General features: G+C 53.0%; 9 protein-coding genes and 2 pseudogenes. 8 read left to right on the top strand and 3 right to left on the bottom strand.

Features of this window, described 5'->3' with window-relative positions; translation table 11 throughout:
* Positions 1-1,344: 1,344 nt before the first annotated feature.
* Positions 1,345-2,082: a hypothetical protein gene (locus AB9F26_RS20600; protein ID WP_369768968.1), complete on the top strand. Its 738-nt coding sequence runs from the start codon at positions 1,345-1,347 to the stop codon at positions 2,080-2,082.
* Here the strand turns inward: AB9F26_RS20600 and AB9F26_RS20595 are convergent.
* Positions 2,075-2,187 (bottom strand): annotated as a pseudogene (locus tag AB9F26_RS20595) (integrase); the annotation flags it as partial. The gene AB9F26_RS20600 and the pseudogene AB9F26_RS20595 sit on opposite strands and share 8 nt — an antisense overlap.
* Positions 2,188-2,659: 472 nt before the next feature.
* Here AB9F26_RS20595 and AB9F26_RS20590 point away from each other — a divergent pair.
* On the top strand, positions 2,660-3,934 hold the full coding sequence (locus AB9F26_RS20590) for a hypothetical protein (protein ID WP_369768967.1): 1,275 nt from the start codon (positions 2,660-2,662) through the stop codon (positions 3,932-3,934).
* Positions 3,935-4,476: 542 nt separating this feature from the next.
* Here AB9F26_RS20590 and AB9F26_RS20585 read toward each other — a convergent pair.
* Positions 4,477-4,974: pseudogene (locus AB9F26_RS20585) on the bottom strand (hypothetical protein).
* A gap of 658 nt (positions 4,975-5,632) precedes the next feature.
* Positions 5,633-5,851 carry a TIR domain-containing protein gene (locus AB9F26_RS20580; protein ID WP_369768966.1) on the bottom strand — a complete coding sequence of 73 codons (219 nt, stop codon included), beginning with the start codon at positions 5,849-5,851 and terminating at the stop codon, positions 5,633-5,635.
* 94 nt (positions 5,852-5,945) lie between these two features.
* Between AB9F26_RS20580 and AB9F26_RS20575 the strand changes: the two genes are divergently transcribed.
* The 6 genes from AB9F26_RS20575 to AB9F26_RS20550 all read left to right on the top strand — a co-directional run.
* Positions 5,946-6,359, top strand: a complete 414-nt coding sequence (locus tag AB9F26_RS20575) for a hypothetical protein (RefSeq protein ID WP_369768965.1) — start codon at positions 5,946-5,948, stop codon at positions 6,357-6,359.
* Between the two features lie 9 nt (positions 6,360-6,368).
* Complete coding sequence (locus AB9F26_RS20570) at positions 6,369-7,211, top strand: hypothetical protein (protein WP_369768964.1); 843 nt, start codon at positions 6,369-6,371, stop codon at positions 7,209-7,211.
* Between the two features lie 81 nt (positions 7,212-7,292).
* Entirely contained in the window at positions 7,293-7,586 is a 294-nt protein-coding gene (locus AB9F26_RS20565; protein WP_369768963.1) for a hypothetical protein, read from the top strand.
* Between the two features lie 32 nt (positions 7,587-7,618).
* Complete coding sequence (locus AB9F26_RS20560; protein WP_369768962.1) at positions 7,619-8,350, top strand: lysozyme; 732 nt, start codon at positions 7,619-7,621, stop codon at positions 8,348-8,350.
* A 334-nt stretch (positions 8,351-8,684) separates the two neighbouring features.
* Positions 8,685-9,161, top strand: a complete 477-nt coding sequence (locus AB9F26_RS20555) for a hypothetical protein (RefSeq protein WP_369768961.1) — start codon at positions 8,685-8,687, stop codon at positions 9,159-9,161.
* On the top strand, positions 9,133-12,229 hold a 3,097-nt coding region (locus tag AB9F26_RS20550; RefSeq protein ID WP_369768960.1), incomplete at its 3' end, for a beta strand repeat-containing protein. The genes AB9F26_RS20555 and AB9F26_RS20550, both read left to right, overlap by 29 nt.

The following is a 12,229-nucleotide window of genomic DNA, read 5'->3' as shown; positions in this document are numbered from 1 at the left end:
GGGAGCTGTTGGTCGCAAGTTTGATAAATTTTGGCGGGGTGGATTTCTTGTGTCGGCCAGCAATTTTGCTGCTGCAATATACGCATCGTTTGCAACGTATCGAGTAATTATGGGTAAATGCGGGCACGTTTCATGGCGGGGCAGGATTGAATTTCGTTCATTTCAAAATTATTTCACCAAACGTAATTACGATTTTTTCCCTTATTTCGTTCGCCACTTGGTGAATCTTCGCTTGCGGTAGAACTACCGTGCAGTATCTCGCTAGAGGTGAATGTCGGTCTCTACTGGAAGTAGACGTGTTCACTTGGTCGGAAGGCGCACATTCGCTGCAACCTACGCCAAGTCCTGCTGTGCGGACTAAACACCAACGACTTGACGGTCGAAATCTCTTTGGAATGGCGCCGTCGCTGATCAAAACACTAATAGTAAATATCGCGAAAATGAGGCCGAGCCCAAGCGTCCAAATATCAAATAACAGCATTGGCCATCTCTTCATATGCGGCAGGGTCAATTGATGTATTATCCAAGGCAGAAAAGCTGAAGAAAATGGCATAAGTTGAATACGGCATTCATACAATTTAACGGAATGCCAAACTAATCACCACTTCCGATTTGAGCTCAGAGCCGCCTAGGAACACAGGAATTGTTGTGATGATGAGGTTGGGAAAACTTAGGGGTACCCCGTCGGCATCATTGCGGTCGTAAGTGAACCGAACCTGTGTTGCGGTTCGTTGAGATGGTCAGATCACTGGTCTCGTAAATTTGGAACTGTTTGGGGAGGGCGAGCAGTCTTGTGCTTGCCCCAACGCGCGGTTGGAACGCCTTTACGGTATTGGCCCCTCGGCATGATAATCGGCACTATAGGTGAGGTGTTGACGATGGTTCAGAAGGATCGCGCCCAAGCCAACCCGAAAGAATTCAACAAAACCAGACAGGAGCGGAGGAACAGCACAAATACGAACAGCACTTGTCAGGTTTCTTCAAATAAAATCAAAGTAGAGCGGAGGAGAGGCAACGTTTTGCCAATTATTTCATTGAGTTGCGAAAAGTTTCGTAAATTGATCGTTGATATATTTGCCGGATTATTTTTCTATACCGCTTGAATGCCACACTTTTCCAGCAACGTAAAAACAAGAATCGAGCTGGCATTTTCCTCGCATTAGCGTCAAAGGCGGATTATGGGCCTTCGCTATAAACTGCAAGACCGCCGCAGGTCCGAACGGAATTAAGCTAACAAAAATCGATGCGGAACCATCCTTATTGAGACTAAATCGATTAGGAGTATTTTTAGGGCCGGTTATTTGATATTTACGATTTTTGCGAATAAATTTGTTGGGGGACATTATGTTGAGGATACTTTGGTCGCGTGGAGTTTGGGCAAGACTCTCCCTGACCGTGATCGCCGTGGCTGTGCTGAGCGCTTGCGTTCCAAACGCGGCCGAAGCTCCCGCCAAAGAAGCACCTCTAGATAATTCCGACCTTTATCCAGATACCCGTTTTGCGAAGAGTATAGTTTTGCGAATGGAACCCTACTTTCCCTTTGGCATTCAAAAGACCTGCGGGGACGAATATCCCAGACTGAGGTTGGCGAATGTTCAGGAGAGTCCCGAGCAAGGAAATATTTCTCTTTGGGAAACTAATTCTAAAACAGTAAACACAGATCGTTATGTGCTTTGGCATGCGCCAAGCGCGTGTGGTTTTCTTGTTGAAACCCCCGCCGACGACGATGAAGGACCGTTTTCTACCGGAGGATACATACTCCTACACGATATGGGTGGCGGAATTACCCACGCTGGCTCAGCCACAATTTCCGTCGAGGGAATGGCTTTTTCAAGGCCAACATATTTCGGTATAACTCCCCGCGATAATGCGAACATTCAAGCGGCCCAAAGTGAAAAATTTCTGGAGTGCCGAGCGCAAACAGATGGGTCTCGAAGTGAGTGCGAAGACCTAACCCGAAAGTGGGCGCGGACGAACACCGCTGTCCTCGGCATCGCTTTCGATCGCTCAGAGAAAAAAGATAGCGTAGTCCTTTTCATGATCGATGATCGCCTGTGGTGGGCAGGTCGTGAAATCAAATAGTGCTGCCCATTTTGGTTTGTCTAGCAAGAGCTGAACGGCGCGCCGGATGCCCGTTTTCTTGTAAATCTGGGTGACTTTTGTTCGCCGCATGGAATGCGTGCCGTAATCCACCATAATTGATCCTCTGCATCTGCGCGTGCGCGCCGTTTTAAATCGTTCCGCTCCTTGCAGAGATCTTCGACCGTGACGCTGCTGAAGTCTTTTCCTTGCGTTTTGTTTTCGCAATAACGAATGGCGGCAAAGTATCGATCTACAGCCTTGTCGTTGTGCCTATTTGCGTAGACCTGCCTGTTTGTCATTCGCAAACCAAGGGCTGGTGCGTTGGTGTCCTCTTTGATCCAAATGCCGCCGGAGACTCTGCTGTTGGCTTCGCCTAAGCTGTTCAAATAAGGTGTCTAAAAATCTCAGAGTATTCATCACCTTGACACAACAGAACCAAACAGTATGAATAATTACATATTGACATGTCAGCGACCCATTTCCCGCCCGAAAATGCAGAACTCCTTCAGTTTTAGGCTGCAAAATTCTTAAAAAATGGAGCGTCTAATCTTTAGAATTAAAACGTTTAGGAGGAAATATGGCATTGATTATGTCGCACGCCGATTGGATAAAGAATACATATTCGTTAACGAGTCCACGGAGTGCTGCGCTCAAAGCGATTGATCAAGCATTGATGGTCCGAAATGAATCTCAGGCAAAATTTGCGCTGGTCAGCTGGATAAATGCACAGAACTCAAAGAAACAGAATTGGCACAAAAGCGTCAGGAATTCTAAAGGCGCGGTGGCGGACCTCTACAAGCAGCTTAACGTTTTAGGTTCTGAGGTAAGTTTTGATAGTTTGGGGGATGAGTGGGAAGACTTTTTCGCCAAGAACGAGATCCGCAAGCTCCAAAACGCGGCCAAGGCGAAGATGTTCGATGGGAAGAAGCTGGAACTGAAACACAGCGTTTTTGGCGTGGCCCGAGCCAAAAAAGATGATTTCTGGTCGAAAACGGAAGCGGTTGCTAAGTCTTCAGCTGGTGTTAGCTATAAGGCAGCCAAAGCGACTAAAAAGTTTGGCAGCCTTGCAAGTAAGATCGAGGACACGATCGAGTTGATAACCACAGGTATTTCCGACGGCCCCAAAAAAGAGATCATCGGAGCCGTGTTCGGTTCAAGTGCCCAAGAATTCGCGATCAGTGCGGCGCCACTTTTTGGCCTGGTTACATCCGGTGGAAAAGCTGTACTTGGTTGGAATGACGTTATTAAAACCATCGATAGCGCGGAAAAAATGATGAAGATTCGCCCCTCTATCCGCATGGGGGACCCCTCCGAAGCTCTGACGGCAATCAGTCAAATTTTGGACCGACAAATCAGTTACAAAGCAAGAAAAGCCGGCATCCACTCCGGCGCATTCGCTGCGAAAGGTCTTGGCCTCCTAATCGATGGTGGCGCTGCCACAAACACGGTGGCCGGGGCATGCGAAACCGTCGCTGTTTTGTTAAACCAGCTGGCCGATTTTGTTGCTGACGTCCGAGAAATGGAGGCGGCCAACGAGCTTATCGCTGCCAAGGAATTCGACCTAAAGCTCTTTGAGACCTGCCCAATCTTGGGCTGTTATTATGTCTCGATTCAGGACCATTCGAGCATCATGGATTTCAACTTTGAGAACATGGGCAAGCAGAACTGGCAGCAAGAGGCGCTGCGCCTGAAATATGCAATTGATCCAGTGATTAAAAAATCGCAACAGTTGATCGAAAAATCAAGAATTGAAATTCCTGGCATGGCCTCGGCCAAGGGCGTTTACCAAAGCTCTAGGATGCAAAGATTTAACGTGTGGACCATGTCTAAAGGTTTGGGGCGCGCTTGGTAAACATCTGCTTCAAAAGGGGGCAGTTCATCGCGGATTGGGCCGTACGTGAAAACCGTGTGGAAAAGCACGATTTTTGCAAGTTGAGCGCCTAGGAACTATAAAAGTAGGTGGCGGCGTAGAACAAGGCGCCGCCTCTTGCCGATAGCTTAACGATGTGTAGAGCGAGGAGCCCGAGCTCTTTGTTTTTACCAGCTCGGATATGCTCAAAAATACAGTGTGCGATGTCTCTTAAAGTCATCCCCCAGCACCCTATAGATCGCGTGCGACATGCAGTAGATGCTATTTTACACAGACGACCTTGGACAGAAGTTCAGCGAAAATGGATCGACGGGATCGGGCGCCAGTTTGAAATGGCAACTGTCGTGGACCGCTAGGCCTTTGATGCTAAACCCTTCGCCTCGCAGGCAAAAAGGGCGGAATGGAGACCTTCGCTCCACTAGCGCCGCAGCCAATTCAGTAGTGAAAAGCGGACATTATAGGACCCTAGTTTTTAGAGCCTCAATCATTAACGCCGTCATTCCCCCAAAAACGGTCTTCCTGCACTAAAGGTTGCTCGTCAGGAGTGCTATCCTTTCCCGCGTAGAAATATCAAGATGGCGGTGGAGCAATGCAACGTAGCCCAAACCCGTAGAACGATCCTTGCTGACGTTGCTCAGTTGATCGGCTAACAGTTTTGCAGCGCCGCCCGTTGAAATCACTGGTACTAGAGACGCTCTTGGCTGGAGTTCTTTGAATAGGTCAAATTCTTCTAGGATGCCGCCCATCCCACCAAGGAATACAGCGTCGCTAAATTCATGCTCTGACAACATCCGACGGCGCATTCCTTACAGGCTTGCCTCCAAGTTGCGGTCGACCCCGTCCGTGTAAACAACGATTTTGAATAGTTCGTTTTCCTCAAGGTATTCATCGTTGAAAAAGCCCTATTGGTCCCGCATGACCCACTTTCCGTAATCGACATCCAGGCTTTTTGCCACTTCTAATACCATGAGCGTAATAGCAGGATGGCCGCCCCAATCCAACGGTCTCCCTCCAAGCGTCACGAGGACAAGCGCAGAGACGGCGGCATTAATGGCCACTGTGTCTGCGGTGGCTGCATGCTCTGGGCCACGTTTTGGATCAGGCACCCCTGCGGAAAGGAAAATTGAAGCAGACAAGATTACGCCTCCCGACCCGACAATGATCAAGCCGCCTCTGATACCTTAATCGAGCGAACGGCTGCAATGTGGTCATTCAACCATTGAAAATGGGCACCCTAAGCTTCGCGAATACCGATGTGATCGTAAACCAGAACTGGGGCTCGAGCCTGATCAGATCGTAGCGCCTTTTCGGCAAGATTGGTCATCCTAATTGGTTTGTGCTCAGGTCAAATAACCCTCAGCACGTGATTGTCTTTCGCTTTTGCGTACCCGTTTTCTTGACGGGTCCACTTGCTGTCAAAATATGTTGGCGTGTCTAAATTGACCATAACGTCAGAAGCGCAAAGACGATGCCATAACACGTCCTGAAATGGTTCACGCTTCAAAATGTCCAACTCGTGTACTCGGGGTAGATGGCCTTTTTCTCTATCTCAGGCGCTGCATTTATATATTTCGGGTCCGCCGAAGGTCGCTGCACAACGAGTAAACCTGACTTTCTATTCACAGATACGTCGAACATACTGGAGTAAGTCTCCCAATCCACGTGCCTGCGTCCCCAAGTTTACATGCCAACCAAAACGATCGTGACCTTGGAAACTCTAAGGGCGTTGTCTGGAATGACTTTTCGAATAGTTTCGGTAGGCCGCGAGTCATCGACATCTTTACTGTTCACGGACAAATCTACCAACAAATTTCCTTGTTGGTTCCATTTCTGAAGTTCGTATTTTGCCCATTGATCGTTGGCAGGATGATAGTTGATGAAAACTCTGTGCCTAGCCATAATCACTGATCCCCAAAAATGTTTGTAAAAAGAAAATGAAGATAACATTTCATCGAGGAATGCGATCACCACCGCCAAGATCGGCAATCTCGCCGTGGATACGTTGCAAATCGCGGGATCGGCGGTCACGACGACGGCGAGATCTTATAGTTCTGGGGACTCCGCGATCGCGACCAGCTATAGCACCGTGGCCAGCAAAACCATCACCCGCGTTGCGGGCTACACGTCCATCCTTGAATTCAACTGTTCAATTACGAGTGTGGTTGGGCCGACGGCAAGGATTGCGACCTTCAAGATCAAGCGCGATGGCGTGGAAATCCGCACGGGGGTTTCTGTGACCATTCCGCCAACGGGCACTGGAACGAACACGCTCCAAAGCGCGACGGTGCATGTGGTTCATGAGGATGGAAATACATCGGGCGGTTCAACCACCTACACCGTTGAGGGCTACGGTCCCTACATAGCCGCAAAACAGCGATATCTCGCAATCACACAGACAAAAAAGTGAGGACTTCCGATGGATAACATTCGGTATACAATTTACGACATCGCGGCGGGCCGAAGTCTGGAAGTTGGGGAAACACAGGCCGACGCGATCTCGGCTATGATGGCCAACTTGCCGGCAAATCACGCGATGATCCCCTTGGAATATGGCGACGAGGAATGGTATTTTGTCAACGGCAAGCCGGTGCCGCGTCCGGCACCTCCGGACCTCGCGATCCGCTGGTTTGGCGTGATTTTGCCCGATGTCGACGCGCTCAATCCATTGGAGCTGGAGATCAAATCGACCCATGTGAACGGGCGTTTTAACGTCACAGCCCCTCGGGTCGTCTTTGCCCAGCCCGGGATTTATGAGGTGACGCTCAAACAGGCGTGGCCCTTGCGATCGGTGACGGTAACGCTTGAAGTGACGGCGGTACCGGAAGGGATTTCTCTACCTGAAGGCTTTGTGATTGCGCCGGATATCAATGACTTCCGTGCCACCTTTATCACGGCGCTTTATGGGGAGAGTGAAGCGGTCGCGCGGGCGGTTCTGGGCAATCCGGATGATACAACCCGCCAAAGATGGCTGTTGAAACGGGCGATCTATGACCGCGCGCTTGCCGGCACGCTGAGCGCCTCCGATCAATTGGCCTTGGAGCAGGCGGTGAAATATTCCGGCACCTCCACGGCGGACGAACTGGCGCTGATTGGCCAAAAAGTCGCCTTTGAAAACTGGGTGGTGATGCGCACCGAGGGCATCCGACAGGAAGCCGAGCGGCGGATGCTGGCGGCCCCCACATGCGATGACGTTCTGCAGGCCGTCGACTGGGCCTATGCCGAGAGCGCGACGGCCGTCGCCGAGGCGCAAACGCTCTAGGCGTGCCTCTTGCCGGCGCCCCAAATCTATCCTGACACCAACCTTGGCGCTAGAGCGCGCCCGAACACACGGAGTGCCGATGTGACTGATGACCTATGCGACCAGCGGGGCCAAAGCCCTGCTAAAACCTACTTGGCGCAATTTACGGAAATGGAGCGTCTTGCGTTGCATTCTCTGGCGGAAATTTTCCAAGACAAGCCAGCGCGCGATGATCTGCGGCGTTTGGTGCAGGAGGGCACGACGCTCAAGGAGATCATTCTCGCCTATCGCACCCAGCGCCGGATGATGTCGTCGCTCAAAGCGGTGGCCTCGCTGATCGCTGTGGTTGGTGCGGCCTATGCAGCGCTCAAGACGCTTGGCGTATTCCCCAAATAATCCAATTGAAACAACAGAAACGAGGCAAGAATATGAGATTGATTCCAGAATGGAAGCAGGTTTTGACCAACGCATGGTCGGCAATTTTGGCCATCATTGGCGCAGTGGCGATGGCGGCGGGCGCGGCGTGGGAGTATTTTGCGCCGGAGGATCTCGGGCTGGAAAGCTGGCAATATCTGATGATCGCGGCGTTGCTGTCGGCGGGGGGCTCGGGCGCGCGAGTAACGCAGCAGGAGGCGCTGGCCCAAAAGGTGGCGGAGTATCTACGCGCCAGCGGCGGGGCGATCCAGAAAAAAGGCGTGGGCATCCTTGCGGCCAGTGCGGTGGCTTTGGCGAGCGCTGTTGGCTTTGTCGGCGGTTGGGAAGGTAAAGAGAACCAAGCCTATTGGGACAATATCGGCAAGGTCTGGACGGTGTGTCATGGCGAAACGCGTGGTGTGGGGCAGGGCGATTACTACTCCGATGCGCAATGCGCGGAGATGCTGGCCGAGGGGCTCCTTGAATTTGAGCGCCAGCTCGATCGCTGTTTGGCATCGCCGGTGGAGATCCCCGTCAACACGAAGATTGCGATGACGGCCTGGTCTTGGAATGTGGGCGTCGGTGCGGCTTGTCGCTCCACATTGATGCGTAAAATGAATGCGGGCGATCTGCTGGGGGCCTGCCATGAATTGCCGCGCTGGAACAAGGCAGGTGGCAAGGTGATCCGTGGTTTGAGCAACCGACGCGGGACCGAGCGCAAGCTTTGCCTCTCTGAGTTGGGGTGATGCGTCTTCCAAATCCGTGGCTCATTCTTGGCGGCGCTTGGTGGTTCTGCACCGAACATCACCATACCTTGTTCCCTAAATTGGCCACGAGGTGGTTGGCCTTTTTTACTTTTTGAGAAACTGATTGAAAAGATTAACAAATAGTTTACGCACGTAGCATGGGACATCGCTTGACGCGGCGAAAAATGATTTAAAATCGGCGTTTTAGGCAGCAGGCATGGACACCCCTCAACACGAATGCATCGCGTGCATTTGGTGCGGCCCGTCCTGATTGCGCCGTCGATTTCCCCCACATTTCTTTTCACAAGTTCAAACAAGCGAGTACCCTATTTTTATGTCCATTCATTCAGAAACACAGGTCAACACCGAAACAACGAACGCTCAGCAGAAGCAAAAAATCACCGCCCTAAGTGATGGCGGCTGGGTGATCACATGGCAGTCCAATACTCAGGATGGCGACATTTACGGCATCTTTTCGCAGGCCTATAACGCCGATGGTACCGCACAAGGCGTTGAAACACAGGTCAACTCGTATATAGCAGGCCAACAGCTCAGCCCAGAGATCGCCGCACTGAGCGATGGCGGATGGGTGATTACGTGGACCTCCACTGGCCAAGATGGCGGCAGCTTTGGTGTCTTTTTACAGGCCTTTAATGCCGATGGGACCACGCAAGGCAGCGAAACACGGGTCAATACCTACACGCCAAGCTCCCAGTACAACCAACAGATCACGGCCCTGAGCGATGGCGGCTGGGTGATCACATGGCAGTCCATTAGTCAGGATGGCGGCCATCTACGCACAGGCCTATAACGCCGACGGCACGACGCAGGGTGGCGAGACACAGGTCAACACCTACACGACACTGGGCCAGACCGAACCACAGATCGCCGCACTGAGTGATGGTGGCTGGGTGATTACATGGGAGTCCAGTGGCCAGGATGGCGAGTCAAACGGCATCTATGCGCAGACCTATAATGCCAATGGCACGCCCCAAGGCGGCGAGGTTCCGGTCAACACCTACACAGTAGGCGATCAGAATACCCCCCAAGTCACCGCACTGAGTGATGGTGGATGGGTGATCACATGGGTGTCCGTTGATCAGGACGGCGACTTACGCGGCGCCTATGCGCAGGCCTATAATGCCGATGGCACGCCCCGAGGCGGCGAAGTACAGGTCAACACCGAAACAACAGGACAGCAACAGTTCCCAACTATCACCGCGCTGAGCGATGGCGGTTGGGTTGTCACATGGACGTCGCCGGATGGCGACATTTACGGCATATATTCACAGGCCTATAACGCTGATGGCTCGCCTCAAGGGATCGAGACTCAGGTCAATACCTCCACAGCTGGTGACCAGTACGGCCACCAGACCGCCGCGCTGAATGATGGCGGATGGGTCGTCATATGGGCTTCACGTGGGCAAGATGGCAGCGATAGCGGCGTCTATGCACAGGCCTATAATGCAGACGGCACGCCGCGAGGCGTGGAGACACAGGTTAATGCCTTCACACTAGGCGATCAGACCGACCCCGAGATCAGCGCCCTGAGTGATGGCGGCTGGGTGATCACATGGAGGTCCGATGTGCAGGATGGCAGCAGTAACGGTATCTATTCACAGGTCTATAACGCCGATGGCAGCGTGAACTGGGGGCTGCCCTCGGATGTGGCGGCTTTTGAAGGGATTGCGGCTGATCTGGACTTGTCGGCGGTGCATTTTGCCGTTGCTGGCGGGGGCGCGAGTTTTGCTATGACGCTCACGGCGGACAGCGGTACGCTGGAAGCGACCTCTAGCGGCACAGTCACCGTGACCGGCAGCGGCACTGGCGCATTGATCCTGACGGGCCTTCCGGCGGATATCGATTCCTTCCTGAACACCCCCACGGCGATTCAGTATACGGGTGCTGCGGACGTCACCGGAAACAATGCGGCGTCGATCACTTTGACCGCCAACGACGGTGGAACGGTTGAAGCCCTTGGTGCGGTCAACGTGGATATCACGCCCGTGTTGGAAACGCAGGTCAATACCAATACCAACAACCAACAAGTCAATCAGCAGATCACCGCTCTGAGCGATGGGGGATGGGTGATCACATGGCAGTCCCTTGACCAAGATGGCGACAACTACGGCATCTATGCACAGGCCTATAACGCCGATGGCACGACGCAGGGCGGCGAGACGCTGGTCAATACCTTTACTGCCGGCAACCAGAACATCCCCCTGATCACCGCACTCTACGGTGGCAGCTGGGTGATTACATGGCGGGATTTTGGGCAAGATGGCAGCAGTAACGGCGTCTATGCTCAGGCTTATAACGCGTATGGTCAAGCGTTTGGCGGCGAAACACGGGTCAACACCGAGACGGCAGGCGCTCAGTCTTACCAGCAGGTCGCCGCCTTAAGCGATGGTGGATGGGTCATCACATGGGATAGCCCTCAGGATGGCGGTGGCGGTGGTTATGGCGTCTATGCACAGGCCTATAACTACGATGGCACGCCTCAAGGCACCGAAACACAAGTCAACACCGAGACGTATTCAGACCAATACAACGCTCAAATCGCCAGTCTGAGCGATGGGGGATGGGTGATCTCTTGGCAATCCAATATTCAGGATGGCAGCAATTTAGGCATCTATGCACAGGCCTATAACGCCGATGGCTCCCCGCTTGGCGGCGAGACGCAGGTTAATACTTACACAGCTGGCAACCAAACCGTCCAACAGATCGCCGCGCTGAATGATGGCGGATGGGTGATTTCATGGAGGTCCGATGGTCAGGATGGCGACGGCTCCGGCATCTATGCACAGGCCTTTGACGCGGATGGAACGGCCCAAGGCGGCGAGACGCAGGTCAACAGCTATACAACAAGCGAACAATTCGCGCCCCAGATCGCCGCGCTAGAGGATGGCGGTTGGGTGATCACATGGACCTCCACGGGGCAGGATGGCGACTTAAACGGCGTCTATTCACAGGCTTATAACGCCGATGGCTCCCCGCTTGGCGGCGAGACGCTGGTCAACACCCACACCACCGACCAACAAGTTTCCCCCCAGATAACCGCACTAGAGGGTGGCGGCTGGGTGATCACTTGGCTGTCCAATGGTCAGGATGGCAGCAGTTATGGCCTCTATGCGCAGGCCTATTATGCCGATGGCAGCACGCAAGGCGACGAGACGCAGGTCAACACCTATACTGAAGGCAATCAATACCTCCCACAGATCGCCGCACTAGAGGGTGGCGGGTTTGCGATCACATGGATCTCCTTTGGTCAGGATGGAAGCGACGTCGGCGTCTTTGCCCGCAGTTTTCAGCCGGTCTTGAGTGAGGATGTCGCGGTTACACTCACAGGAGCGCAGATCGCAGGTCACACGCTTACGGCAGAGCTCACAGGCATCGACACAGACGATCCGCGCTTTACCATTAGCTATGCTTGGACAGTGGATGGAGTGATTGTCGAGACCACCTCCGACAATACCTTCGCTTTGACCTCCGCGCATGTTGGGTGGGAAGTTGGCGTCACGGTTGTCGTCAATGACGCGCTGTTTGAAACTGCAACGGCACAGGTTTCGTTGGATACGTGGGCGATTGACGATGGCAATCACGACCTGACTGGGACTGTTCTGCTTGTCAGTGACAACGCCGATCCGGCGGTATTTGCGCTGGGGGATACGGTGACTGCAGATGTAAGCGGCTTGGCCGATGGCGACGGGTTGGGCACGCTGCGCTATCAATGGTTGCGCTCGGGCGAGAAGTTTGAAGGGGCGCAAGAGGCCACTTATACGCTCACGGATGAGGACGAAGGCCATGTGCTGACGGTTCTCGTTTACTTTAATGACGGCGGGGGGTTCCACGAGGCAGTGACCAGTGTTGCGGTCCAAG

Source organism: Falsihalocynthiibacter sp. BN13B15 (assembly GCF_041205415.1).
GTDB lineage: Bacteria > Pseudomonadota > Alphaproteobacteria > Rhodobacterales > Rhodobacteraceae > Falsihalocynthiibacter > Falsihalocynthiibacter arcticus.
This window is presented reverse-complemented; position numbering and strand designations above follow the sequence as displayed.

What these genes read in the sequence shown, in the direction of transcription:
- AB9F26_RS20580 (WP_369768966.1), bottom strand. Translation starts at nt 5,851, where the DNA reads ATGGCTAGGCACAGAGTTTTCATCAACTATCATCCTGCCAACGATCAA.
- AB9F26_RS20590 (WP_369768967.1), top strand. Translation starts at nt 2,660, where the DNA reads ATGGCATTGATTATGTCGCACGCCGATTGGATAAAGAATACATATTCG.
- AB9F26_RS20555 (WP_369768961.1), top strand. Translation starts at nt 8,685, where the DNA reads ATGTCCATTCATTCAGAAACACAGGTCAACACCGAAACAACGAACGCT.
- AB9F26_RS20570 (WP_369768964.1), top strand. Translation starts at nt 6,369, where the DNA reads ATGGATAACATTCGGTATACAATTTACGACATCGCGGCGGGCCGAAGT.
- AB9F26_RS20560 (WP_369768962.1), top strand. Translation starts at nt 7,619, where the DNA reads ATGAGATTGATTCCAGAATGGAAGCAGGTTTTGACCAACGCATGGTCG.
- AB9F26_RS20600 (WP_369768968.1), top strand. Translation starts at nt 1,345, where the DNA reads ATGTTGAGGATACTTTGGTCGCGTGGAGTTTGGGCAAGACTCTCCCTG.